Source organism: Cryptosporangium minutisporangium (assembly GCF_039536245.1).
Classification (GTDB): Bacteria; Actinomycetota; Actinomycetes; order Mycobacteriales; family Cryptosporangiaceae; genus Cryptosporangium; species Cryptosporangium minutisporangium.
This window is the reverse complement of record NZ_BAAAYN010000017.1, coordinates 345,741-370,382: the sequence shown is the minus strand read 5'-3', so window position 1 is coordinate 370,382 and position 24,642 is coordinate 345,741. Positions and strand designations below refer to the sequence as shown.

Annotated in this window: 22 protein-coding genes; 10 read left to right on the top strand and 12 right to left on the bottom strand. The window is 70.6% G+C overall.

Translation table 11 applies throughout. The annotated features are described in order from the left end of the window. Window positions 1-159: 159 nt before the first annotated feature. Window positions 160-852 carry a hypothetical protein gene (locus ABEB28_RS13470; RefSeq protein ID WP_345728393.1) on the bottom strand — a complete coding sequence of 231 codons (693 nt, stop codon included), beginning with the start codon at window positions 850-852 and terminating at the stop codon, window positions 160-162. Between the two features lie 51 nt (window positions 853-903). After that, the gene (locus tag ABEB28_RS13465; protein WP_376981621.1) at window positions 904-3,318 is read right to left on the bottom strand and encodes a DEAD/DEAH box helicase; all 2,415 of its coding nucleotides are present in this window, start codon (window positions 3,316-3,318) and stop codon (window positions 904-906) included. Between the two features lie 200 nt (window positions 3,319-3,518). Here ABEB28_RS13465 and ABEB28_RS13460 point away from each other — a divergent pair, with 200 nt between their 5' ends. The 3 genes from ABEB28_RS13460 to ABEB28_RS13450 all read left to right on the top strand — a co-directional run bounded on the left by ABEB28_RS13460 (window position 3,519) and on the right by ABEB28_RS13450 (window position 7,243). Next, window positions 3,519-3,857, top strand: a complete 339-nt coding sequence (locus tag ABEB28_RS13460) for an STAS domain-containing protein (RefSeq protein ID WP_345728392.1) — start codon at window positions 3,519-3,521, stop codon at window positions 3,855-3,857. Then, a complete protein-coding gene (locus ABEB28_RS13455; protein ID WP_345728391.1) occupies window positions 3,857-4,300 on the top strand; it encodes an ATP-binding protein in 444 nt (147 codons plus the stop codon). The genes ABEB28_RS13460 and ABEB28_RS13455 overlap by 1 nt, the downstream gene beginning before the upstream one ends. 600 nt (window positions 4,301-4,900) lie before the next feature. Further along, window positions 4,901-7,243 carry a sodium-translocating pyrophosphatase gene (locus ABEB28_RS13450; RefSeq protein WP_345728390.1) on the top strand — a complete coding sequence of 781 codons (2,343 nt, stop codon included), beginning with the start codon at window positions 4,901-4,903 and terminating at the stop codon, window positions 7,241-7,243. A gap of 133 nt (window positions 7,244-7,376) precedes the next feature. Here the strand turns inward: ABEB28_RS13450 and ABEB28_RS13445 are convergent, their stop codons facing one another. The 3 genes from ABEB28_RS13445 to ABEB28_RS13435 are packed head-to-tail and all read right to left on the bottom strand — an operon-like array spanning window position 7,377 to window position 10,698. Beyond that, window positions 7,377-7,826 carry a response regulator gene (locus tag ABEB28_RS13445; protein WP_345728389.1) on the bottom strand — a complete coding sequence of 150 codons (450 nt, stop codon included), beginning with the start codon at window positions 7,824-7,826 and terminating at the stop codon, window positions 7,377-7,379. Then, window positions 7,823-9,442 (bottom strand): sensor histidine kinase, encoded by a 1,620-nt coding sequence (locus ABEB28_RS13440; protein WP_345728388.1) that lies wholly within the window; start codon window positions 9,440-9,442, stop codon window positions 7,823-7,825. Before ABEB28_RS13440 ends, ABEB28_RS13445 begins: the two co-directional genes overlap by 4 nt. After that, on the bottom strand, window positions 9,439-10,698 hold the full coding sequence (locus ABEB28_RS13435; protein ID WP_345728387.1) for a PP2C family protein-serine/threonine phosphatase: 1,260 nt from the start codon (window positions 10,696-10,698) through the stop codon (window positions 9,439-9,441). Before ABEB28_RS13435 ends, ABEB28_RS13440 begins: the two co-directional genes overlap by 4 nt. A gap of 209 nt (window positions 10,699-10,907) precedes the next feature. Between ABEB28_RS13435 and ABEB28_RS13430 the strand changes: the two genes are divergently transcribed. From ABEB28_RS13430 to topA, 5 genes are all read left to right on the top strand, one after another. After that, window positions 10,908-11,276, top strand: coding sequence for an STAS domain-containing protein (locus tag ABEB28_RS13430; RefSeq protein ID WP_345728386.1), 369 nt, complete (start codon window positions 10,908-10,910; stop codon window positions 11,274-11,276). After that, complete coding sequence (locus ABEB28_RS13425; protein WP_345728385.1) at window positions 11,273-11,644, top strand: STAS domain-containing protein; 372 nt, start codon at window positions 11,273-11,275, stop codon at window positions 11,642-11,644. The genes ABEB28_RS13430 and ABEB28_RS13425 overlap by 4 nt, the downstream gene beginning before the upstream one ends. A 44-nt stretch (window positions 11,645-11,688) precedes the next feature. Then, the gene (locus ABEB28_RS13420; protein WP_345728384.1) at window positions 11,689-12,573 is read left to right on the top strand and encodes a GntR family transcriptional regulator; all 885 of its coding nucleotides are present in this window, start codon (window positions 11,689-11,691) and stop codon (window positions 12,571-12,573) included. Window positions 12,574-12,753: 180 nt separating this feature from the next. Continuing rightward, window positions 12,754-13,593: a lysophospholipid acyltransferase family protein gene (locus tag ABEB28_RS13415; RefSeq protein WP_345728383.1), complete on the top strand. Its 840-nt coding sequence runs from the start codon at window positions 12,754-12,756 to the stop codon at window positions 13,591-13,593. Between the two features lie 280 nt (window positions 13,594-13,873). Then, a complete protein-coding gene (gene topA / locus ABEB28_RS13410) occupies window positions 13,874-16,756 on the top strand; it encodes a type I DNA topoisomerase (protein WP_376981976.1) in 2,883 nt (960 codons plus the stop codon). Between the two features lie 60 nt (window positions 16,757-16,816). Here topA and ABEB28_RS13405 read toward each other — a convergent pair whose 3' ends face one another. The 4 genes from ABEB28_RS13405 to ABEB28_RS13390 form a co-directional block, all read right to left on the bottom strand. Continuing rightward, window positions 16,817-17,749: a hypothetical protein gene (locus tag ABEB28_RS13405; RefSeq protein WP_345728382.1), complete on the bottom strand. Its 933-nt coding sequence runs from the start codon at window positions 17,747-17,749 to the stop codon at window positions 16,817-16,819. Next, complete coding sequence (locus tag ABEB28_RS13400; protein WP_345728381.1) at window positions 17,746-18,330, bottom strand: RNA polymerase sigma factor; 585 nt, start codon at window positions 18,328-18,330, stop codon at window positions 17,746-17,748. Before ABEB28_RS13400 ends, ABEB28_RS13405 begins: the two co-directional genes overlap by 4 nt. Before the next feature lie 139 nt (window positions 18,331-18,469). After that, window positions 18,470-19,204, bottom strand: a complete 735-nt coding sequence (gene ppgK / locus ABEB28_RS13395; protein WP_345728380.1) for a polyphosphate--glucose phosphotransferase — start codon at window positions 19,202-19,204, stop codon at window positions 18,470-18,472. Window positions 19,205-19,316: 112 nt separating this feature from the next. After that, the gene (locus tag ABEB28_RS13390) at window positions 19,317-19,556 is read right to left on the bottom strand and encodes a hypothetical protein (RefSeq protein WP_345728379.1); all 240 of its coding nucleotides are present in this window, start codon (window positions 19,554-19,556) and stop codon (window positions 19,317-19,319) included. Between the two features lie 173 nt (window positions 19,557-19,729). On the opposite strand from ABEB28_RS13390, the gene ABEB28_RS13385 reads away from it, so the two are divergent. Next, window positions 19,730-20,686, top strand: a complete 957-nt coding sequence (locus tag ABEB28_RS13385; protein WP_345728378.1) for an ADP-ribosylglycohydrolase family protein — start codon at window positions 19,730-19,732, stop codon at window positions 20,684-20,686. A 48-nt stretch (window positions 20,687-20,734) separates the two neighbouring features. Then, window positions 20,735-21,643, top strand: coding sequence for an alpha/beta hydrolase (locus tag ABEB28_RS13380; protein WP_345728377.1), 909 nt, complete (start codon window positions 20,735-20,737; stop codon window positions 21,641-21,643). A 22-nt stretch (window positions 21,644-21,665) separates the two neighbouring features. Here the strand turns inward: ABEB28_RS13380 and ABEB28_RS13375 are convergent, their stop codons facing one another. The 3 genes from ABEB28_RS13375 to nrfD form a co-directional block, all read right to left on the bottom strand. Next, a complete protein-coding gene (locus ABEB28_RS13375; protein WP_345728376.1) occupies window positions 21,666-22,553 on the bottom strand; it encodes a spermidine synthase in 888 nt (295 codons plus the stop codon). A gap of 48 nt (window positions 22,554-22,601) precedes the next feature. After that, complete coding sequence (locus ABEB28_RS13370; RefSeq protein ID WP_345728375.1) at window positions 22,602-23,405, bottom strand: hypothetical protein; 804 nt, start codon at window positions 23,403-23,405, stop codon at window positions 22,602-22,604. Window positions 23,406-23,468: 63 nt separating this feature from the next. Beyond that, complete coding sequence (gene nrfD / locus ABEB28_RS13365) at window positions 23,469-24,524, bottom strand: NrfD/PsrC family molybdoenzyme membrane anchor subunit (RefSeq protein ID WP_345728374.1); 1,056 nt, start codon at window positions 24,522-24,524, stop codon at window positions 23,469-23,471. Window positions 24,525-24,642: the final 118 nt, after the last annotated feature.

Here is a 24,642-nt window from a genome sequence, read left to right as displayed (position 1 = left end):
ACAGCCGCGCGCGAGGCCTTGAGACGACAGCCAGGTCGCGGCGGCCTCGCGCGCGGATGTCAGCCTCGTCCTGGACGGGCTCCAGCGCCGTTGTCAGGACACAGCAGTCGTGACAGGTTGCTTGAACCTGGAGCCCGTCCACGACGGGCGGGCCGCCCACTAGTAAGGGCGATGGTGGTGGGGGGGTGGGCCGGGGTACGGGTCGGGGTCCGCCGGGTACGAGTGGCCGCCGGCTTGGTACACGGTGCCGGTGGGGCGCGGCTCGTCCCGGTACGGGTCGACCGTCGGGTACTCCTCGGTCTTGGGATCTACCGACGGGTACGCGTCCGTCGGGTGGTTGTCGCCGCGGTACGGCTCAGGTGGGCGGTGTCCGGGATAGGCGTCCGGCACCACCGGCGGGTAGGGGTCGGGCTGATGGCCCTCGGCGCGCGCTCGTAGCGCGGCCTCCTCCTGCCGTGCGGCCTCTTCCCGGCGAGCCGCCTCGGCCCGTTCCCAGGACGAGAGTTCCTCCTGCCGACGAGCTTCGATCTCGCGCTGCTCGGCTTCCTCCCGGGCCCGCGCCTCCTGCTCGCGGGCGTCGGCTGCCTCACGCTTCGCGTTGGCCAGCGCGGCCTTCTCGGCCTTGCGCTCCCGGCGGCGGCGCTTGGCCATCGCGAAGCCCCACCGCATGAACGAGATGCCGACCATGAACAGGATGCCGATCGCGATCCCGATGAGCACCAGCGTCCGGCCGTTGAGGTTCGGGATGTTGAGTCCGAAGAAATGGACGTTCGCCGTGTCGCCCGGCTGCAATGCCAGCCCCACCCCGAGGGCGATTGCCACTGCGGCGAGCAGCAGGCCCAGCAGAACCATGGTCCGCGTCCTCTCCGAATCAGCCCGGTTCCTCAGCAACCGACCCGTCGGCTACCGAGGGTGTGACCCCCCGACCTGGAGGCCAAACGTACTCTGTCGGACGTCGGCGCGCCGCACGCGGTCGACGACTGCTGTCAGCAACCGGACAGCACCGGCTTTGTCCAGTGGATCATTGCCGTTTCCACATTTGGGCGAGTGCACGCAAGAGGGGCAACCGGCCGCACAATCACAGTCGGCGATGGCGTCCCGGGTCGCCGCGAGCCACTCGACCGCCGCCGCGAACCCCCGTTCCGCGAAGCCCGCACCACCGGGATGCCCGTCGTACACGAAGACCGTTGCGAGCCCCGTGTCCTGATGCGACGCCGTCGACAAGCCGCCGATGTCCCACCGGTCGCAGCTCGCCACCAGCGGCAGCAGACCGATCGCCGCGTGCTCGGCGGCGTGCGCGGAGCCGGCGATGTCGGGCTCGTCGTCCTCCGACACCCCGAGCAGCCCGGCTTCGGCGAGCACGGCGTCGTCGACCGTGTACCAGACCGCGCGCGTGCGCAGCTGACGCGGCGGTAGGTCGAGCGGCTGCTCGTCCAGCACCTCGCCGGTGAGGATCCGCCGCCGCAGGAACGAAACCACCTGGTTGGTGACGTCGACCGTGCCGAAGCAGAGCTGCACGCCGTCGGCCACCACCCGCTGCTCGACCGAGATGACCGCCAGATCGGTGACGTCCTGCGCCTGGGTGTACCAGTCGGGCTCCGCGCGGCGGACCAGCGCGACCAGGTTCTCCAGGTCGAGCTCTTCGACCACGAACGTCTCGCCGCGGTGCAGGTGCACCGCCCCGGTGTGGACGCTGGCCGGAGCAGACCCGGCGTCGACCGTGCCGAGCAGACGACCGGTCGCCGCCTCGACGATCGAGACCGGCTCGCCACCGGTTCCGCGCAGGTCGGCGTCCGGGCGTCCCCGGGACGTCCAGTACCAGCCCGCCGGTCGGCGTCGGAGCACCCCGGCGGCGACCAGCTCCTCCAGTGCGGCCCGGGCCGCGTCGCCGCCGAACAGCGGCAGGTCGGCCTCGGCGAGCGGCAGCTCGGCCGCCGCGCAGGCCAGCTGCGGGCCCAGCACGTACGGGTTCGACGGGTCGAGCACGGTGGCCTCGACCGGTCGGCCGAACACCGCGTCCGGGTGGTGCACCAGGTAACTGTCGAGCGGGTCGTCGCGGGCGACCAGCACCGCCAGCGCGTCCCGGCTGCCGCGCCCGGCCCGCCCGGCCTGCTGCCACAGCGACGCGATCCGCCCCGGGTAGCCGGTCAGTACCACGGCGTCCAAGCCCGTGACGTCCACGCCGAGCTCCAGCGCGTTCGTGGACGCCAACCCCAGCAGCTCGCCGGACCGCAGCGCGGCCTCCAGCTCGCGGCGGTCGTCGGCCAGGTAGCCGGCGCGGTAGGCAGCGACCTGCTCGACCAGCTCGGGCACGGCCTCGGCCAGGGCCCGCTTCGCGCCGAGCGCCACCGCCTCCGCGCCCCGCCGGGACCGAACGAAGGCCAGCGTCCGCGCGCCCACGGCGACCAGGTCGGCGAGCAGGTCGGCCGCCTCGGCCGTCGCGGTGCGGCGGGTCGGCGTCCCGCGTTCGCCGACCACCGGGCTGACCGGCGGCTCCCAGAGCGCGAACGTCGTCGCGCCCCGCGGTGAGCCGTCGTCGGTGACCGCGCGCACGGGCGCGCCGATCAACGTGCCGGCCGAGCCGGACGGATCGGCCACGGTCGCCGACGCGCACACGAAGACCGGCGCCGACCGGTAGCGCGCGCAGACCCGCCGCAGCCGACGCAGCACGTGCGCCACGTGGGAGCCGAACACGCCGCGGTAGGCGTGGCACTCGTCGACCACTACGTAGCGCAGCCGGCGGAAGAACGAGGCCCATGCGTCGTGCCGGGGCAGGATGCCGCGGTGCAGCATGTCGGGGTTGGTCAGCACGAGGCGGCTGTGCGCGCGGACCCACTCCCGCTCGGTGTCCGGGGTATCGCCGTCGTACAGCGCCGGGCGGATGCCGCCTCCCACAGCGTCGGTGACCTCCAGCAGCCCGCGCAGTTGGTCGGCGGCGAGCGCCTTGGTGGGGGAGAGGTAGAGCGCGGTCGCCCGGTCGTCGGCGAGCAGCGCGGTGAGCGTGGGCAGTTGGTAGGCGAGCGACTTGCCGGAGGCGGTGCCGGTGGCCACCACCACCGACTCGCCGGCGGCCGCTGCCTCCGCGGCGGCGACCTGATGCGCCCACGGGCGCGACACTCCTCGGGCCGCGTAGGCCTCACGCAGCGCGGGGGGTGCCCAGGCCGGCCAATCCACCACGACGCCCGGCCGAGCCGGCATGCGCTCGACGTGCGTCACCGGGTCGTTCGCGCGCCCCACCCGCACCCGGTGCAACCAAGCCTCCGGGCCGCCGGTGACCGCAGGGACCGGAGTCGCTTCGGCGGAGAGTTGGGGGGACACGGAAGCACTGTGCCACGTATGTACGACGGTTGACGTCGAGTGTTCTGCCCCGGAGCGCGAACTCCTCGTAGTTGGATAATGACCCGAGGTTGACGCGTCGTGCGTGGGTCGGCCGCAGCAGGCGTCCGCCGATGGTTGAATCAGGCGAGGTCGGCTCCGTGTGGGGCGGCCGAGTCGGCCGGGCATCCTGGAGGGTCTTCGTGGAGCTGTCGTTGACGACACGGGCCGTGGGACGCCACACGGTTCTCGCGGTCGGCGGTGAAATCGACGTCTACACCGCCCCTCAGCTCCGCGCAGAGCTGATCCGCCTCGCCGACGCCGGTTACGCACACATCGTCGTGGACATGGAGCGGGTCGACTTCCTCGACTCCACCGGGCTCGGTGTCCTCGTGGGAGCGTTGAAGCGCGCCAGGGCGGCAGGCGGTTCGGTGGAGCTGGCCTGCTCCCAGCCGAAGATCTTGAAGATCTTCAACGTCACCGGCCTGGAGAAGGTGTTCGGGATTCATCCATCCGTCGAAGCGGCGGTTGCGGCCGGTTGATGCGCACCGTGAGGTTGGCGTTCTCCCCGACCCCCGCCCACGTCCGCACGGCCCGGTTGGTGGCGGTCGCGACGGCGCGGAACGCGGGGGTGGCGGAGAGCGTCCTCGACGAGATCCGACTCGCGGTCGGTGAAGCCTGTTCACGGGCGGTCGGGTTGCACGTCCAGCACAAGCGCCCCGAGCTGATCGAAGTGGAGTTCACCAACGGGCCGCGGTTCGAGGTCGTCGTCCGCGACTCCGCCCCCGCCGACCAGGCGCTGCACGCGGACCTCGCGGTCACCAGCCCGTTCGTGGCCGGCCCGGGGTTCGCGGAGACGAAGTCGGAGGAAGAGGTGGCGGCGGGGGTGGGCCTCGCACTGCTGACCGGCCTCGTCGACGACGTGACGGTCAGTCCCGCCGAGGACCGGGACGGAACGGTCGTCCACATGTCCTGGCCCACGTAGGCGGCCCGCCCAGAACGACGCTGACAGGCGAGCGCGAGGCCTTGGGACCACAGCCAAAGGTCGCGCCCAGCGGGAGCTGCCTCGCGCGGCGCCTGACAACGGCGGATCAGTGGTTCGCTGCGGCCTCGCGCTCGACTGCCAGCCCGCCCTGGGCGGGCTCCAGGTCCGTAGTGAATACAACGGCGCGCGCCTGGCGGCGCTTCAACTGCCGACTGCTCCGGAGGACGCTGACTGGTGGTGTCGCGTTGTCCGGGTGCGCGCCGACGGCCCAGGGTCGGCTCAATAGCATTTACCGCCCCAGTGGGCGCAATCGACTCCCACGTCCTGAAGCTCCCTTGTGGGTGAAGTCACGGCCCACGCCGATGGACCGATGCGTACGAACAGGATCGATTCCGACGGATCGTCGTTCACCGCGTTATCGCCGGTCACCAGGGATGTGACTCATCTCGCACCGCAGGTCGCGATGCCACCTGTGGTCAACGTCACCTAGACTCCCCAAATCCCGGCGGAGAGAACCCCAGTCCTTATTCGTTACCGCCGGGCCCCCAGCGCAGGCTTCTGGTAGAGCGCCTAACCGCGCTCGCCCGTTCAGGAGGACGCATGGAAGGGCCAAACCTCGCCATCGGCGGCGAGGGCGTAGAACTCAGTGGTAGCAACGTGACGTACGTGGTCATAGCCGCCGCGATCGCCCTACTCGCTCTTGGCGTCGCCGCCGCCTTGGTGCGCGCGGTGCTCTCTGCCGGCCAAGGCACAACGAAGATGCAGGAAATCGCTGCGGCAGTCCAGGAGGGCGCCGCCGCCTACCTGGCCCGCCAGTTCAAAACGCTAGGGATCTTCGTCGTCGTCGCGGTGATCCTCCTGTTCGTCCTCCCGGTACCGGGCGACGAGATGTCGGTGCGCATCGGACGCTCCGTCTTCTTCATCGTCGGTGCGCTGTTCTCGGCGTTCATCGGTTACGTCGGCATGTGGCTGGCGACTCGGGCGAACGTGCGGGTGGCCGCGGCGGCCCGGGAGGCGGACGGCGCCCCGGTAGCGATGCGGATCGCGTTCCGCACGGGCGGCGTGGTCGGCTTCTTCACGGTCGGCCTCGGCCTGCTCGGCGCCGCGACCGTCGTGCTGATCTACAACGGTGACGCGCCGACCGTGCTGGAGGGCTTCGGCTTCGGTGCCGCGCTGCTCGCGATGTTCATGCGGGTCGGCGGCGGCATCTTCACCAAGGCCGCCGACGTCGGCGCCGACCTGGTCGGCAAGGTCGAACAGGGCATCCCCGAGGACGACCCGCGCAACGCCGCGACGATCGCCGACAACGTGGGCGACAACGTGGGTGACTGCGCCGGTATGGCGGCCGACCTGTTCGAGTCCTACGCCGTGACGCTGGTGGCCTCGCTCATCCTGGGCAAGGTCGCGTTCGGCGAGCAGGGTCTGGTCTTCCCGCTGATCGTGCCCGCGATCGGCGTCGTCACCGCGATCATCGGCGTGTTCCTCACCAGGCTGCGTCCGGGTGACAAGTCCGGGATGACCGCGATCAACCGCGCGTTCTTCATCTCCGCGCTGATCTCGGCAGTGCTCTGCTCGATCGCGGCGTTCGCGTACCTGCCCTCGTCGTTCGCCGACTTCGACGGCGTCACCGAGAGGATCGCGAACCACGACGGTGACCCGCGGATCCTCGCGGTGATCGCGGTGCTCATCGGCATCGTGCTGGCGGCCGCGATCCAGCTGCTGACCGGCTACTTCACCGCGGTCGGTAGCCGTCCGGTGCGCGACATCGGCAAGACGGCGCTGACCGGTCCGGCGACGGTCGTGCTGTCCGGCATCACGGTCGGCCTGGAGTCGGCGGTCTACACCGCGCTGCTGATCAGCGCCGGGGTCTTCGGCGCGTACCTGCTCGGTGGCGGCATCACGGTGATCTCCCTGTTCGCGGTCGCGCTGGCCGGTACCGGTCTGCTGACCACGGTCGGCGTCATCGTCGCGATGGACACGTTCGGCCCGATCTCCGACAACGCCCAGGGCATCGCGGAGATGTCCGGCGACATCGACGAGGCCGGCTCGCGGACGCTCACCGACCTCGACGCCGTCGGCAACACCACGAAGGCGATCACCAAGGGCATCGCGATCGCCACCGCCGTGCTCGCGGCGACCGCGCTGTTCGGTTCGTTCACCGACGCGGTGCGCACCTCCGCCGAGGAGGCCGGCCAGCGCCTCACCGGTGAGTACGCGGGTGTCCTCGACATCGCCAACCCGAAGAACCTCGTCGGGCTGATCATCGGCGCGTCGGTGGTCTTCCTCTTCTCCGGTCTGGCGATCAACGCGGTGACCCGGGCGGCCGGCGCCATCGTGTTCGAGGTGCGGCGTCAGTTCCGGGAGATTCCCGGGATCATGGAGGGCACCGGTAAGCCCGAGTACGGCAAGGTCGTGGACATCTGCACCCGCGACTCGCTGCGGGAGCTGGCCACACCCGGTCTGCTCGCGGTGCTGGCACCGATCGCGGTCGGGTTCGGTCTCGGCGTCGGACCGCTCGGCGCGTACCTGGCCGGTGCGATCGCGACCGGCACGCTGATGGCGGTGTTCCTGGCCAACTCCGGTGGCGCCTGGGACAACGCGAAGAAGATGGTGGAGGACGGCGCGTTCGGTGGCAAGGGCTCGCCGGCGCACGACGCCACCGTGATCGGCGACACCGTCGGTGACCCGTTCAAGGACACCGCTGGTCCGGCGATCAACCCGCTGATCAAGGTGATGAACCTGGTCGCGCTGATCGTCGCCCCGGCGGTGGTCACGTACTCCACCGGGCCGGACGAGAACGTCGGCATTCGGCTGGCGATCGCGCTGGTCGCCACGGCGATCATCGTCGGCGCCGTCATCGTCTCCCGGCGGCGGCCGATTTCGATCGCCGAGGACGACGAGGAGCAGCCCGCTGCCGTCAAAACCGAACCCATAGGCGTCTAACCTGCACGGCCCGCCCAGAACGAGCCTGACGGCCTTGCGCGCGGACGCCAGCCTCGTCCTGGGCGGGCTCCACGTCAGAACCCAAAGGCCCCCCGTCCCGTGAAGCGGGTCGGGGGGCCTTCGTGCGGGCGCGTCAGAGGCCGCTGGGGGGCAAGCGGACGACGGTTAGGAAGAAGTCGTCGACCTGGCGGACGACCTTGACGAACTGCTCGAAGTCCACCGGCTTCGTCACGTAGGCGTTCGCGTGCAGGTTGTAGCTGCGCAGAACGTCCTCCTCGGCCTCCGAGGTGGTCAGCACGACCACCGGGATCCGGCGGAGCGCCTCGTCGGCCTTGATCTCCGCGAGGACCTCACGTCCGTCCATCCGCGGCAGGTTGAGGTCGAGCAGCACGAGGTCGGGCGTCGGCGCGCTGGAGAACTCGCCCTCCTTGCGGAGGAAGAGCAGCGCGTCGACCCCGTTGTTCACCACGTGCAGCGAGTTGCGCAGCTTGTGGTCGTCGAACGCTTCCTTGGTCATCAGGACGTCGCCCGGATCGTCTTCGACCAACAGGACCTCGATCGGCAGGGGCTCGACCTCTGTCACGCGTCGCTCTCCGTTCGTGCCGCGCCCACGGCGGTGGTGGCCGGCTGCGTGTCGGCAACGGCCGGCTCCGTGGCTGACGGTACCGGCAACGTCCAGCGGAACGTCGTCCCGCCGCCGGCCGAACCCTCGGTGTCGAGCCAGATCCGCCCGCCGTGGTGCTCGATGATCTTCCGGACCATCGCGAGCCCGATCCCGGTGCCGTCGTACTGCTCCTTGCCGTGCAGGCGCTGGAAGATCACGAACACGCGCTCGGCGTACTGCGGCTCGATGCCGATGCCGTTGTCGCTGCAGGCGAACTCGTAGACGTCGCCCTTCTGCTCCACGGTGATCCGGACGCGGGGCGCGGCCATGCCGTGGAACTTGATCGCGTTGCCGATCAAGTTCTGGAACACCTGGGTCAGCAGGATCGAGTTGCCGTGTACCTCCGGCAGCGGATCCGCCTGAATGGCCGCGTCGCTCTCCTCGATCGTGCTCCCGAGGCTGGTCAGCGCCCGGTCGAGCACGGTGTCGAGCGCGATGTCCTCGAACTCACCAGTGGTCCGGCCCACTCGGGAGAACGCCAGCAAGTCGTTGATCAGCCGCTGCATCCGCTTCGCGCCGTCGACGGCGAAGTCGATGTACTGCTGACCCCGTTCGTCGAGCTCACCGGAGTACCGCCGGGACAGCATCTGGCAGAAGCTCGCCACCTTGCGCAGCGGCTCCTGGAGGTCGTGCGAGGCGACGTAGGCGAACTGCTCCAGCTCGGTGTTGGAGCGCTGGAGGTCGGCGGTCTGGGCCGCCAGCTGGTCGGTCTGCTCCTTCAACCGGTCCTGGGCCGCGACCGCGGTGGAGAGCGCGGCCACCAGCGAGTGCCGCATCGCGTCGACGTCGGCGGCGAGCGCGTTGATCTCCTGCGGGCCCTCGACCGTGACCTTGTGGGTGAGGGCGCCACCCACGACTTGCCGCGTTTCCGCGCCGATCCGCTCCAGCGGCTGCAGCACCCAGCGACGCAGCGCGCGCCACAGGACGACGCCGGCGACCAGGACGCCGACCAGCGCCAGGATCGCGACGACGATCAGTGTGGTGATCGCCGTCTCGAGGTCGTCGTAGACCTCGTTCCGGATCACCGTGAGGTTGTTCTGGAACGCCGTGATCGCGCTGCGGACCTCGTCGAAGAGTTCTTTGCCCTGGTCGTCCTGGATGGTGGTGGTCGTGGTCCGGCCGGCTCTGGCCGCGGTGATCAGCGGGTCGGCGTACTGGCTGCGCCACGCGTCCGCGCCGCGCTCGATCCGATCGAGGTCCTCTTCGAGGCTCTCGTTGCCCCGCACCGCGGCCCGCGCGGTCGCCAGGTGCTTCTTCTGCTCGGCGAGACCCTCGTCGTAGGGGTCGAGGAAGTCCCGCTGCTTGCTCAGCACGTAACCGCGGACGCCGGTCTCCTGGTTGAGCAGCGCGGCTTCCAGCTGGTAGCCGGCGATTCGCGCCGGACCGATCCGTTCGAGCAGGTCGTCGTTGCGGCTGACGGTGCGGCCGAGCGCGGTGGCCGCGAGCGCGGCGATGATCGCGGTGAGCACCCCGACCACGATGAACGTGAGGAGAAGACGTCGGCGGAGCGTCCACTCGCCGGTGCGGGGGCTCATTCGCCCACTCCTCCTTCAAGGGAAACAGGTCCTTCGTCCGCCTGGTGCGAGAGCACGACCAGCGCGGCATCGTCGGCGAGCGCACCGCCGTTGCGTTCCTCGACGGCGTCGAGCAGCGTCTCCGGCCACCCGTCGACGACCGGCAGTTCCGGCCGGCGGTGGCCGATCAGCTCCACGAGCCCTTCCTCGCCGAGCCGATCCGGCCCGTTCCCGGTGCGGGCTTCGAACAAACCGTCGGTGAAGAGCAGCAGCGCCCACGACGGCGGCAGCTCCAGCGGCACGGCGGGCCAGCGGCCCTCGGGGAGGAAGCCGAGCGCCGGGCCTCGCGGCCCCATCGGCAGTTGGTCGACGGCGTGGTCGCCGGCCTCGGTGATCAGGATGGGGGACGGGTGGCCGGCCAGGTACATGTCTGCCCTGCGGCGATCGGGCGCGATCACGACCATGCAGACGGTGGCGAACGCGAACGGGCTGTGCCGCTCGCGCACGACCAGCGTGTCGAGCACCGGCAGCATCCCGGCCGCCGGAACGCCGGAGAGCACCAGCGTCCGCCACGCGATGCGCAGGCAGACGCCGAGCGCCGCCTCGTCCGGTCCGTGGCCGCTGACGTCGCCGATCAACGCGAACACGGTGCCGTCGCGCTCGATCACGTCGAAGAAGTCGCCGCCGAGCAGCGCCATCCGGCGACCTGGCCGGTAGGCGTGGGCGAAGTGCACCTTGTCGTCGTCGAGCAGGGGCGTCGGCAGCAGCGCCCGCTCCATGCGCGCGTTCTCGCTGGCGAGCAGTTCGGCTTCGCGGAGCCGCAGAGCAGCCGAGTCGGCGCGCTTCCGTTCGATCGCGAACCGGATCGCCCGAGCCAGGAGCTCACCGTCTACCTGGCCTTTGACCAGGTAGTCCTCGGCTCCGATCGCCACTGCCTCGACCCCACGGTGCTCGTCGGCGAGGCCGGTGAGAACGATCACGGCGGCCTGCGGCGCGAGCTCCAGAATCCGGGTGAGCCCTTCCATTCCGGTGGCGTCCGGAAGTGCCAGGTCCAGCAGCACGCAGCGGACGCCGGGGTCGAGGGCCGCCGTGGCGTCGGCGAGGTTCTGCACCCAGGTCAGCTCGAAGGCCACTCGCGCACCGGCGAGTAGCTCCTCCACCAGGAACGCGTCACCGTGGTCGTCCTCGACGAGGATGACCCGGACCGGTCCGGCATCCGCCGGGTCGACCGGGCGCCCGCTCAGCCCGTGCGTGGGCGGGTAGGTGGCTGCGCTCACCGACAACTCCTTCTTTCGGCGTCACCGAGGATAGGTGGACGCCCGGCTCACCGGGTCGGGTGGGCGCTTTGCTCACCGCGGCAGTGCGATCGGTCCCATATCGAAAAGCGTCCGCGACCGCGAAAACGTAACTGTTCGCGCCAGATGTTTGTCGCGGAGGGAAACTGGATAGAGGGAACCGGACGGTAGTCCTCTCCGCGGAGGTTCGCGTGTCGTTGCAGGTGAGTGTGGAGCACGTCGACGGGGTCGTACGTTGCGTCATCGGCGGTGAGGTGGACATGGCCACCACGCCGCAGTTGCGGGACGAATTGCTCGGTCTGGTCGACGAAGGCCATCGGCACCTGGTGCTGGACGTCTCCGGGGTTCCGTTCCTGGACTCCACCGGCCTCGGCGTGTTGATGGAGGTGCATCGCCGCCTCCGTGACAACGACGGAGCGGTGGCGCTGGTCGGTGCGCGTCCCGCGCTGGTCCGGCTGCTGACGATCACCAATCTCTCCCGTGCGCTGCCGGTGTATCGGTCGGTCGAGGACGCGTCCGCTGCGGTGGGCGGTCAATCGGCGGCCGAGGTCACGGGGTGACCCAGCGGTTCTCGATAACCGCGGACGAATCCACCGGTTGGGACAACGCCGGACAGGTCAGGTGCGAGCCGTCCTGGTCCGGGTACCGCGTGGTGTTGGTGGGTGAGGTCGATCTCACACGCAGCGCGGAGTGGGAGCAGGTGTTCGCCACGCTGGCCGACGCGGATCCCGCGGACGTCACCGTCGACCTCTCAGCAGCGACGTTCATCGATTCCAGCGTCCTCGGGGCTTTCGTTCGGCTGCATCGGACGGTGTCTGTCCGGGGCGGTGAGACCACGCTGACCGGCGCAGTGGGGCCGGTGGCGCGCACGATCTCGCTGGCCGGCATCGATCGGGTGATCCCGGTGGTCCCGGTGAGCGAAACATGACCTATTTGACAAGCTTGACCGAATAGTCATGTTACCGTCCGCCCGTGCAGGCGGATGCCGCGTATGCGCGGTTGCGGGAAGCCATCGTCGACGGTCAGTACCCCGCCGGACGTCGCCTGACCGAGGTGGAGATCGCCGAAACGCTCGGCATGTCTCGTACCCCGGTTCGGGAAGCGCTCCGGCGATTGGCCGGCGAAGGGCTGGTCCGTGCCTCCGATCGGGGGGTCATCGTGGATCTCATGGACGACGAGGAAGCGCGGCACGCCCGTACGGTGCGCGCCGCTCTTGACGTCCTCGTTGCGGAGTTGGCGGCCCGGCGGCAGAAGGCCGGCCAGATCTCGCCGGCTGCCTTGCGCGCCGCCGAGCAGGCTGCGGCCGACGCCGAGGCGAGCCTGGAGCGCGGCGACGCCGAGGCCGCCTACCGGCACGACCAGCGGCTCCACCGGCAGATCGCGGAACTGGCCGGCAACCCGGTGGCACTGCACATGCTGGATCGCCTCGCCGACCGCCTGGAGGTGGCCCGGCTGGCTGCGGAGTCGCGCGCCGCGCGCGCCGACGGTGGCGGCACGGTCGCCGGTAAGAGGACCGGTAAGAAGAAGGTGAGCCGCGTGCGGCTGGCTGCGAAGGTTCCCGCCGTGATCGGCGCGGGTCCGGCCGGCCCGGACGTCGTCCCCGCCGACGTGAACGGCAGTGCGGTGAACGGCGTCGACGTGAACGGCGCCGGCGAGGACGGCGCGGGTGGGAACGGCGTCGCGACGGGCCACGGCGGAACGGTCGGCGGAGCAGCCGGCGACGGTGGGACGGGGCGGCTGGCCGTGCCCGTGCTCTCGCCGGACCTCGGCGAAGAGCACCGGCGACTTCTGGCGGCGATCGCCGCTGGGCAGCCGGCGGCGGCCTGGTTGGCGGCCCGCGAGCACGCCCACGGATAGTCGCTCGCTCCTGCGCGTCGAGCGCCGGTGACCGGCCCGGCCGCCATGGTTGAACCTCTTGCGGCCGGGAACCTCGGAGCAGCGCGAGCCGTTCTCCCGGGACCAACCGGGGAGGTCGACGCCTTTCTTACGGTTCGGTAACCTACGGGTCCGTAGTAACCGAGGAGCAGAGGGCGCTGTATGGCCGAGTTCGTGTACCCGCCGGTGATCGCGCTCGCCAGGGGGGCTTTCGCCGCCATTCGGGTGAAGGTCGACGAAGTGGGTGGCGAAAACATCCCCCGCACGGGCGGGGCGGTCCTGGCCAGTAACCACGTCAGCTACCTGGACTTCCTCTTCTGCGGGCTGGCGGCCCAGCCGTCGAAGCGGCTGGTTCGGTTCATGGCGAAACAGTCGGTCTTCGACCACAAGGTGTCCGGTCCGCTGATGCGTGGGATGAAGCACATCCCGGTCGACCGGGCGGCGGGGGCGGGCGCCTACGGCACCGCGGTGAAGTCGTTGGCCGGCGGCGAGATCGTCGGCGTCTTCCCGGAGGCGACCGTGAGCCGGTCGTTCCTCCTGAAGGATTTCAAGCTGGGGGCCGCGCGGATGGCCGCCGAGGCCGGGGTGCCGCTCGTCCCGATGATCGTCTGGGGTACCCAGCGGTACTGGGCGAAGGAGAACCCCCGGCAGTTGACCCGTCGGAACAACCCGGTGCTGCTCCGGGTCGGCGAGCCACTGAACCCGACGACCGCGGACGACCCCGCCGAGGTCACCGCCGAGATGAAGCGCCGGATGACCATCCTGCTCGACGAGGCGATCGAGGCCGATCCGTATCGGTCGACCGGCCCTGACGACCTCTGGTGGCTGCCCGCATCGAGAGGCGGCACCGCGCCGACTCCGGAGGATGCGGCGATCATCGAGAAGGCCGAGGTCGAGGAGCGGATCGCACAGGCCAGAGCGAAGGCCCGGGTAGCGGCCGAGGCCCGTGTCCGCGCTCGCGCCAAGGCAAAAGCCAAGAAAAAGCCCAAGGCGGACGCCTAGCTGGGCGCAACGGCGTAACTCGGGCCAGTGGATACCGGCTTTTCCCTGTGGATGGGGGCAAACTAAGCGCCGGAGTGCGACCCTGGAACACCTGTGTACAGCGTCGCTTTGGCTGGCCGTACCGCCTCGTCCACCCGGAACGGCAGCAGGAGCCTGCCCGACCGGCCGACGGGCGGACATCGAACGGCCACGTCCGCGCGTTACGTTTGACAGCGGACGCCCGTTGGGTTGCACACTGCCCAGCGGCCGTCCGGCCGAGCCATGTTGACCTTGGAGACCCGTGAGCGCTCCCACCACCACCGCTGCCGCCGCCAAGCGGGGCCGGCGTACCGGCAACCCCGCGGGCGACGACGGCCTGCGTCTGGTGATCGTCGAGTCGCCGGCCAAGGCGAAGAAGATCGCCGACTACCTAGGCCCCGGATACGTGGTCGAGGCCAGCATCGGCCACATCCGTGACCTGCCCCGGAACGCCGACGACGTGCCGGCGAAGTACAAGGGCGAGTCCTGGGCCCGGCTCGGCGTCGACGTCGATCGGGAGTTCGCGCCGCTCTACGTCGTCAGCCCGGACCGGAGGGCGCAGGTCGCCAAGCTCAAGCAGCTGGTCAAGGACGCCACCGAGCTCTATCTCGCGACAGACGAGGACCGCGAGGGCGAGGCCATCGCCTGGCACCTGGTCGAGGAGCTGCGGCCCCGCGTCCCGGTCCGCCGGATGGTGTTCCACGAGATCACCCGTCCGGCGATCCTGGAGGCCGTCGCCAACCCGCGTGAGCTGAACCTCTCTCTGGTCGACGCGCAAGAGACGCGCCGGATCCTCGACCGCCTGTACGGCTACGAGGTCTCACCGGTTCTGTGGAAGAAGGTCATGCCGCGGCTCTCGGCGGGCCGTGTCCAGTCGGTGGCGACGCGGATCGTCGTCGAGCGCGAGCGCGCCCGGATGAAGTTCCGTAGCGCCGAGTACTGGGACATCCGTGGCCAGTTCGCGGTCAACGGCGAGATCCCGGCGGGTGAGCCGAGCGACTTCCTGGCGACGCTCGTCGGCCTGGACGGCGACCGGGTGGCGACCGGCCGCGACTTCGAGCCGACGACCGGTCAGCTCAAGAACGAGGCGCGCGGCGCCGTCATCCAGCTGGACGAGGCCGGAGCCCGCGGGCTCGCCGCCCGGCTGGAGGGCGCCGCGTTCAAGGTGACCCGGGTCGAGGAGAAGCCGTACCGGCGGAAGCCCTACGCGCCGTTCATGACCTCGACGCTGCAGCAGGAGGCGAGTCGCAAGCTGCGCTTCGCCGCCGAGCAGACGATGCGGGTCGCGCAGCGGCTGTACGAGAACGGCTACATCACCTACATGCGGACGGACTCGACGAACCTGTCCGAGACCGCGCTGAACGCGGCTCGCCAGCAGGTCCGTGAGCTCTACGGCGACCGGTACGTGCCGACCGAGCCCCGCCGGTACGCCCGCAAGGTGAAGAACGCCCAGGAGGCACACGAGGCGATCCGCCCGTCCGGCGAGCACTTCCGCACGCCCGGTGAACTGGCCCGCGAGCTGTCCAGCGATGAGTTCCGGCTCTACGAGCTGATCTGGAAGCGGACGATCGCGTCGCAGATGATCGACGCGGTGGGCCAGTCGGTGTCGGTGCGGCTCTCCGGTACGTCGTCGACGAACGAGGTCGCCGACTTCGCGGCCTCCGGACGGACGATCACCGAGCCGGGCTTCCTGCGGGCGTACGTCGAGGACATCGACGAGTCGCACGAGGGCGACGGGAGCGACGGTCAGACCGACGACTCCGAGCGTCGGCTGCCGCGCCTGGCCAAGGACGACCCGCTGACCGCGCACGACCTGGTCGCCGAGGGCCACAACACGCAGCCGCCGCCGCGCTACACCGAGGCGAGCCTGGTGAAGGCGCTGGAGGAGCTGGGCATCGGCCGCCCGTCGACGTACGCGTCGATCATGCGGACGATCCAGGACCGCGGCTACGTGTGGAAGAAGGGCGCCGCGCTGGTGCCCTCGTTCATCGCGTTCGCCGTCGTCCAGCTGCTCGAGCAGTACTTCCCGCGGCTGGTCGACTACAAGTTCACCGCGAACGTCGAGGAAGACCTGGACGACATCGCGGCGGGTGAGCGTCGTCGGGTCGACTGGCTCACTCGTTTCTACTTCGGGGCACCGGAGGACGCGAACGTCCGGGAGGAGAGCGTCTCCCGGGCCGGCGGCCTGAAGCACCTGGTCGCGCTGAACCTCGGTGACATCGACGCCCGCGGCGTGAACTCGATCCCGCTCTTCACCGACGAGGAGAATCGGAGCGTCGTCGTGCGGGTCGGCCGTTACGGGCCGTACCTGCAACGCACCAGCAGCTCGGACGAGGAGGGGGAGCGCGCCTCGCTCCCGGACGACCTCGAGCCCGACTCCCTGACGCCGGAGCGCGCCACCGAGCTGCTGTCCGCCCCGCAGGGTGGCCGGGAAGTGGGCGTCGATCCGTCGACCAACGAGCCGGTCGTCGCCAAGGCGGGCCGGTTCGGGCCGTACGTCCAGAGCGGGGACCGCACCTCCAGCCTGTTCGACTCGATGTCGCTGGAGACCCTGACGCTGGACGACGCGCTGAAGCTGCTCTCGCTGCCGCGGACGCTGGGCGCCCACCCGGACGACAAGGAGCCGGTGACCGCGCAGAACGGCCGGTACGGGCCGTACGTCAAGCACGGGTCGGAGTCGCGGTCCCTGGGGTCCGAGGACGAGCTGTTCACGGTGACGCTCGACCAGGCGCTCGCGTTGCTGGCCCAGCCCAAGACGCGTGGACGCCGCTCGGCACCGGCGGCGCCGCTGCGGGAGATGAACGCCAACGACCCGATCAGCGGGCAGCCGATGGTGATCAAGGACGGGCGCTTCGGGCCCTACGTCACCGACGGCGAGACCAACGCGAGCCTGCGCAAGGGTGACGAGGTCGAGTCGCTGACGCCGGAACGGGCCGCTGAGCTGCTCGCCGACCGGCGGGCGCGTGGACCGGCGAAGAAGACCACCCGGAAGAAGGCCCCGGCGAAGAAGGCTGCTTCGTCGGAGTCCGCGGCGAAGAAGACCGCCACGAAGAAGACCACCACGAAGAAGACAGCGGCCAAGAAGACCACCGCGACGAAGAAGGCCGCGCCGAAGAAGACGCCGGCCAAGGCCGTCAAGGAGTAGGGCTCGTCGAAACGCCCCGCCCGGAACGGGCGGGGCGTTTCGTCTGCGCTCAGCGCCCGTTCATCGCCAGGGCCGGGCTTCCACACACTTCGTGGGGTCGTCCACACCGCGCCCGTCGACGACGTTTCCGGACGGGTCGACCGCGCAGTCGGGGGCACCGGCGCGCGGGTATTCGCCGAGCAACCTGCCGTTCCGGTCGTAGGCGCGGACCACGGTGTCGGGCCACGCCACGGTGTTCTCCGTGAAGACGACGTTCGCCGCGAACGTTCCGTCGAAGACCGGCACCCGCACCGTGCCGTCCGCCATGCTCAGCTCGACCTCGGCGACGTCGGGGGTCACTCGGCCGACGGTCTGGTAGGCAATTTTGGACTGCTTCAGATGACTGCCGGTGCCGGCGTCCTGCGTCACCTTCTCGGGCAGCCAGCCGGCGTTCAAGATGTAGTCGGTGTGCTGCAGGGGTGCCGCGGATGGCATTGGGGAGCCGTTGTCCACCGACTTCCAACTGCAGGTGGCGACCGTGTCGGCGTTGCCGAGAATCGCCAGAGTGCTCCCACCGCCGGTGACCGCGTTCAGGATCCGCAGGCTGTCGAGGTCGAGGACCTCCCGCGCCGGCTTTCGATCGAGAACTCCCAGGTTCTTGTGCCCGGCCTTCATCCCCGCGACGCAGCTCAACTCGAGCGTCGTCAGCTGAGCGGCCGTGAAACCGGGGATCACCTCCGCGGACGCGGGCTGTGAGGTCGGCCGGTCGAGGGACGGCGCAGTGTTGTCGAGACTCGGCAGCGCAATGACCGTGACGGCGATACCCATCACCGCGAGCACTCCGGCGGCGGCGACCACGGGGGTCAGGAGTCGACGGAGGTCGAGTGCGCGCGGGCCACGGGTGCGGTGTCGCCTGGCATCGGCGATGTCCCGCAGGATCTCGTCCCGCATGGCCAGGTGCCGTCCGGGCGGAAAATCACGCTCCGGCGGGGGCTCGAGAACGGCGTTGCTCATCGGTTCTTCCCTCCAGTTCGGGCCGAGACCGTGTTGAGGGTCTTCGTGAGGCGGGATTTCGCGCGACTGACCCGGGAGCGGACGCTCGCCTCGGCGATGCCGAGCACCTCGGCGGCGTCCGCGTAGGACACGCCGGACCAAACGCAGAGCGCGAGCGCCTCACGCTCGGCCGGTGGCAGGTCGTCCGTGGCGGCGAGCACTTCGGCCATTCGTTGCTCGTCGTCGAGCCGCTCGGCCACGGCGTCCGCGTGGTCGGGCGACGGAGGCGGCGTCGGAATGCGTTCCAGCAGCGACAACCGGCGGCGTAAGGAGCGGCGCTCGTCCCGCACGGTGTTGGTGGCGACGGTCAGCAGCCAGGGCAGTGCTGAGTCGTGTACCAGCGTCACCGTCGAACGACGCCGCCATGCGGCCAGGAACGTCGCGGAGGTCGCGTCGTCGGCCAGCGTCCAATTGCCGGTGAGCCGGAAGCAGTGGTTGTAGACGGCCTTCGCATGTCGGTCGAAGATCGCCCCGAAGGCATTGTCGTCGCCGGCAGTTGCATCGGCCCACAGCTGCCGGTCGGTGAGCGGGGAACTCGTCACACAGTCTGAGTGGCCGGCATCCGCCGGCGCGTTGCACGCCGGTCAGGCAGGCGAATCGATGCCGGCGGAGCGGCGGGTGGCTCGACCGGCGCGGCGAGGCCGGCCCGCGCAGGCGAGCCGGCCTCGATCTGCCGGTGGCTCAGGCGGACGCGGCGGCCATCGCGGCGCCGACGATGCCGGCGTTGTTCAGCAGCGCGGCCGGCACGATCTCGGCCTTGACCGAGAGCTCGGACATCCACTTCTCGGCCTTCTTGCTGACCCCGCCGCCGACGATGATCAGGTCGGGGGAGAACAGCATCTCGATGTGGTCGAGGTACTCGTCCACCCGGGAGGCCCACTTGCTCCAGCTCAGTTCGTTCTCCTCGCGGGCCCGGTCGGACGCTCGCAACTCGGCGTCCTTGCCGTGGAGCTCGAGGTGGCCGAGTTCGGTGTTCGGGACGAGAGCGCCGTCCCGGAACAGCGCGCTCCCGATGCCGGTGCCGAACGTGAAGAGCATGACCGTGCCCTTCTGGTCCCGCCCGGCACCGAACGCCATCTCGGCCACGCCCGCGGCGTCGGCGTCGTTGAGGACGGTCACCGGGCGGTGCGTCAGCTCGGTGAAGACCGTGCCCGCGTCCAGGCCGATCCAGTCTTTGTGCAGGTTGGCGGCGGTCTTGATGACCCCGCGGACGACCACACCGGGGAACGTGACGCCGATCGGACCGTCGCCGGGGAAATGTGCGGCGACCTCGCCGAGGATCGGCAGTACGTGATCCGGGTCGGCCGGACGGGGTGTTTCCAGCCGGAACCGCTCAGCGGTCAGCGTGCCGGCGTCGATGTCGACCGGCGCGCCCTTGATCCCCGACCCGCCGATGTCGATGCCCAGGATGGTCATGCCGCCTCCAGCGTCCGCGGTGCGCTCTCCTACCTGACCTACCTTGCAAACCCGCGGCGGAAACGTACTAGGCCGGTAACTCGGGGGTTACGGCCGGGTCGGGCGGAGGCTCTCAGTCGGTTGCTTTGCCCAGCGCGTCGGCCAGCAGGGCGTCGACCGCGGTGAGGGTGGGGCAGGCGCCCTGGCGTCCGCAGGCCGCGCAGCGGCCGTTCGCGTCGGGCTGATGGGCTTGCCACAGTTGGACACAGCCCCGCCAGTAGGTCCGCACCCGTGCCTGCGGTGGAGGATCCATCGGTGGCGGTTGCTTCCGGCTGTAACCGCTGTACGTCACGACTGCTCTCCCGGTGCTCATCGGCAGTCACCATGAGTTATCTGGGAACTACCTTTCGCGACAGTTGCAGACTGATCGGGTGTAACGCAAGTCGCGAACATCGCTTACGACGCTTATCGGCTGCGTCTTAGGACTTAAGGTCCGAAAAGGATGGACGGGATATCGTGCCTGCCAGGGAAGACGAGGGGCGGATAGTGGACGATCGAGTAGCCGGCACGCTGGTGGCGGCGGCCTGCGCCGATGCGCTGGGAGTGGCGTACGAGCCGTCGCAGCGCGGCCCCGCGGATGGCCAGCCGCAGATGCTCGGTGGTGGGTACGGCGACTACGCCGCAGGTGAGTACAGCGACGACACCCAGATGGCGGTGGTGATCGCGGAGGTGGCCGCCGAAGGGTTGGACCTGCGGACCGACGAGGCTCTCGACCGGATCGCCGCCGGCTTCGTCGTCAAGTGGTTCGGCGGCGGGGCGACCGACGTGGGCGCGCAGACCCGTTCACTGCTCGGCCAGGCTGCCGCCACGCCGTTCCGGGAGGCTGGTGGTGCCGCGTTGCTGCGCGCGATCGGCGCGGGCATGCACGCACGGTCCGGGCGCACTGCGGGCAACGGTTCGCTGATGCGGACGGCGCCGGTCGCGTTGGCCTATCCGGGTGATCCGGACGCCATCGTCGAGGCGGCGCGGGCGGTGAGTGCGCTGACCCATCACGACCCGGTCGCCGGTGACGCCTGCGCGCTCTGGTGCCTGGCGATCGACCATGCGATCCGTACCGGCGAGCTCGACGTCCGGGTGGGGCTCGACCGCGTCGACTCGGCCGAGGATTGGGATGCCCGGATCGCGACGGCCGAGGCGGAGCCGCCGTCGGCGTTCGCGCCCGCCTCCGGCTGGGTGGTTGCCGCGTTCCAGGCGGCCTGGTCGGCGATCGTCCGGGTGCGGCGGATCGAGGACCAGGCCGAGCGGCTCCGCTCGGGAATCGTGGGTGCGGTGAACGGGGGCGGCGACACCGACACGGTCGCCGCGATCGCCGGCGCGCTGCTGGGCGCGGCGTGCGGGGAGAGTGCGGTTCCCGCCGAGTGGCGCACGATCGTCCACGGCTGGCCCGGCTTGGACGCGGACGGGTTGGCGCGGTTGGCGCTCGCCTGCCGTCGCGTGGGGTAACTACGGGGATGAATTAACCCTTGTTGCCCAATTAGTCTGCTTGGCGTGGTGAGTAGACGCACGGTACTGGGCGGTGGAGTCGCCGGACTCGGGTTGCTCGCCGTCAGCGGAGTGAGCCTGGTCGGCGCCGGTGTGCTGCCGGGCGAGTTCCAGCTCCGCCGGGCGCTCGGCGCCTGCGACGTCTACGCCCCGGAGCCGCGGTCGGCGGCCGGGGACGTGGTGCGGGGGGAGTTCCGGTCCGCGCACCGCCGGGCGACGGTGCGCTACCGCATCGCCTACCCGCCGGGCGCCCGCGACGACGAGCCGCTGCCGGTCTGCCTGGTACTGCACGGCCACGGCGGCGACGAGGACGTACTGGGGGACGAGCTGTCCCTACCGCGCTACCTCGCCGACGTCGTCAGGGCAGGCGTTCCGCCGTTCGTGCTGGCGGCCGCCGACGGTGGCCCCCGGTTCTGGCATCCGCGCGCCGACGGTGACGATCCGCTCGGCATGCTCGTCGACGAGTTCCTGCCGCTACTGGCCGGCCGTGGGCTCCAAACCGGTGCCGGACAGCGGATCGGGCTGCTCGGCTACTCGATGGGCGGGTACGGCGCGTTGCTCTTCGCCGAGCTCCACGCGCCGCGAGTGGCGGCCTGCGCGGTCGCCGGGCCGGCGATCTGGCGCGACTACACGGCGGCGCGGAAGTCGATGGCGCAGGCCTTCGACTCGGCCGCGGACTGGAGCCGCTACGACGTCCTCGCGAACGGCGCGGCGCTGACCGGGATGCCGGTGCGCGTCGACTACGGCACCGACGACTCCTTCACGTCGAACATGTCGGCGTTGAAAGCGGCCCTGCCGGACGAGGCCCAGGTGCGGGTGTCGCCGGGCTGCCACGACGCGACGTTCTGGCGTTCGGTGGCGCCCGGCGCGCTGACGTTCATCGGCCAGGGGTTCGCGCAGGTACCGATGATCTCGTGAAGGGTGGCCCCCGCCCCCGCGGTTACCGGATGAGATGCGGTGGTGGAGCCGGGGGTACCAGCGGAGCGTCGTCGGTCGTGACCACCGCACCAGCGGCGAACCGCTCCAACTCGGCGCCCTCCAGCACCCGGGTCGGCGCCACCGACCGAGCCAGCAGCCCCGCCAGGTCCGTCGTCGGCAGTGGTGCGGGTGACGCCATCAGCGTCAGGTTGCCGTACCGGCGTCCCTTCAGGACCGGTGACTCGGAGACCAGCGCGACGTGCTCGAACGTGGCCCGCGCGGTGGCCACCTCGGCGCGGGCGAGCTCCAGTGGCGGCCCGTCGGTGACGTTCGCCAGGTACAGCCCGTCCGGACGCAGCACCCGGGCGACGTCGGTGAGGAACTCGGTGGTGGTCAGGTGCGGCGGGACGACCGGGCCGACGAACGCGTCGCGCACCACGACGTCCGCCGAGGCGCTGTGCTGGCCGGCCAGGACGTCGCGCCCGTCACCGGCACGGATGCGCAGGCCCGGGCCGGTCCGGATGCCGAACACGGTCCGGACCAGCGCGATCAGCTCGGGGTTGTACTCGACCACCAGCTGTCGCGCCCCGGGCCGGGCAGCCGCGACGTAGCGGGGGAACGCACACGCGCCGCCGCCGACGTGCACGACGCTGAGCGGACGCTCGTCGTCGCGTCGGTGCAGGTCCACCGCGCGAGCCATCCACTGCTGGTACTCGAACTCCAGGTGAGTGGGGTCGTCCAGGTTCAGGTACGAGTTCGGGACGCCGTCCAACAGCAGCATCCAACCGGCCTCGGCGTCGAGGTCGCGGACGATCTCCGCGGTGACGCCCTCCAACTGGTACGTGCCGGGAGACGGTTCGACCGAGTTGGTCCGTCTGCCGCGCTTCTTCGATCCGCTGACTGCTGCCACGCCTCCAGCATGCTCCACTGCCGGCACGCGGTCCGGCGCAGAGGTGCGTCAGCTGACGTGCCAGGCGCTCACGCGGGCCGTGCTCTGACCGGTCGGGGTCGGCGCCGAGATCACCAGCACGACCATCTTCTGGGTGATGTCCTCGCCGATCGCCTTGTCGGACGAGGTGAGCACGCAGAGCACCTTGGTGGTGTCGAGCGAGATCGGGTTGTCGGCCGGTGCGTTCCGGATACTGGTGGCGCACTGCGTCGGACGCATCGTCGGCCGCGAGACGATCGAGGCGGTAACCCCGTTGATCAGGTGGAGCTGGGGCGTGCCGTAACAGCCGACCCGCGACTTGTAGTACAGGTCGGCGCGCGAGGCGTCGGCGTCCACCCGCGGTTCGTCGAGGTCTACGTAGCGGGTCAGGGACGAGCCGCAGGGAGGCAGCGACAGCTGCAGTGATTGCGGCCGATAAGCCTGCGAGTAGGCCGCGGGGGCGGCGCTCGGCGGCGGTAGCTGCTCGCCGGGCATCGGTTGCCCGGGCATCGGCGCCACGGCCTGGCCCGAGGCCACCTCCGCCGGCTGCTGGCGGGCTCCGTCCGCCGGCTGGTTCGCGCCGGAGACCGCGACGATCGTCTGCAGATCCGACATGCTCAGCCAGGTCAGCACCGAGACGCCGAGCGCCACGGTCGCGAACAGCGCGGCAACCCCGGCGAGGGCCATAGCGACCGGGTCACGCCCGGACGGCTCAGCGGCCGGCGGTTCCTCGGGCGGCTCGGCGAGGAGGTCGAGCAGCGGTGTTCCGGGCAGCGGTGGGTGCGGCCGGACCAGGCCCGGGTTGTGGTGTGCGGCCATCGGATTGTTGGCCATCGCTCCCCCCAGCGAACTGCGCTTTACTGACGTTACCGCCCGAAGTGCCCATCTCAAACCGTCTCAGCCCGGCCGGGTGGCCTCGGCCGACTGCCGTCCGGCGAAGTACACGCCGAGTCGGTTCAACGCGCCGGAGACCAGCAGCGCCGCGCCCCCACCGGCCGCGGCCCAGCGTCCGGCGCGGCCGAACCGTTCGTGTCCGACCAGCACGGCCACGGCGCCGAGCGCGGTCAGCGCCGCAGCGCCGCTCATCAGCCGCCCGGCCGGCCCGCTGCGGAACGGGACGCCGAACGAGCCCGGTGCGGCCCGGAGACGGGCCGCGGCGGCCAGCTCCATCGCCGCGCCGGCCAGCGCCAGGCGTCGGGCCGGAGCAGGGTCGGTGGCCAGGGTCGCGAACAGGCCGACGCCGGCCGCGCCGCTGATGCTGCTGCCGGCGAACAGGAACGGAAGTTCCCGGTACGCCTCGTGCCAGGCGGGCACCTCGGTGTCGACGAGCGTGACCGCGGTGTACGTGCACACGGCTGGCCCCAGGACCCCGGCGGCCGCCCCGGTCACCGTCGCCACCAGGCGCCACCCGGCTAGGCCGTGTCCTGCGGATCTCGCTCGCAGCGAGGCCCCACCCAGGTGTCGGCCGGCAAGGCGGAGGGGTCCGCGGATACCGTTTTTGTATCCGTGGATCCCGACAACGCGGCCGGTCGGCGCCTGCGCGGGCCGCAGCCGAGCATGGATCCGCAGGGCATGGCCTAGTTCGGCGCCGGCGGTGATCGTCGCCAGGCCGGCGAACGGCAACATCAACCACGTCCCCAGGCTGAGCGGGAAGCTCGGATCCGGTGCGCGGAGCCCGCTGAGGAAGCGTTCCGGACGTCGATGGTCGCGGATCAGGGCTGCGACCGCCGCGGCGGCGCAGCCGGCCGCCGTGTACCGGCCCGCGGTGGCCAGCCGCCGGTCGCCGGCGAGTTCCGCGAGCGCCGCCAGGCCGGCGGACGCTCCGGCGATGCCGCCGAAGTAGAGGTAGGCGGGGATGTCCGGCGCCTGCCTGGCCGGTGCCACCCGGATCGGGCGGTGGACGTAATAGGTGGGCACCGTCGGTGTCCCGCCGTCCCGTCCGGGTCCCGCCATGCCCGCCTCCATCGCGTCGGAATGAGCTTTTGGAAGACCCATCGGAATGGGGTTGGTGCACCTGAACAAATGCCGCAATCTGCGGTATTTATGCACGTCAACGACGTGAGGTCGGTCG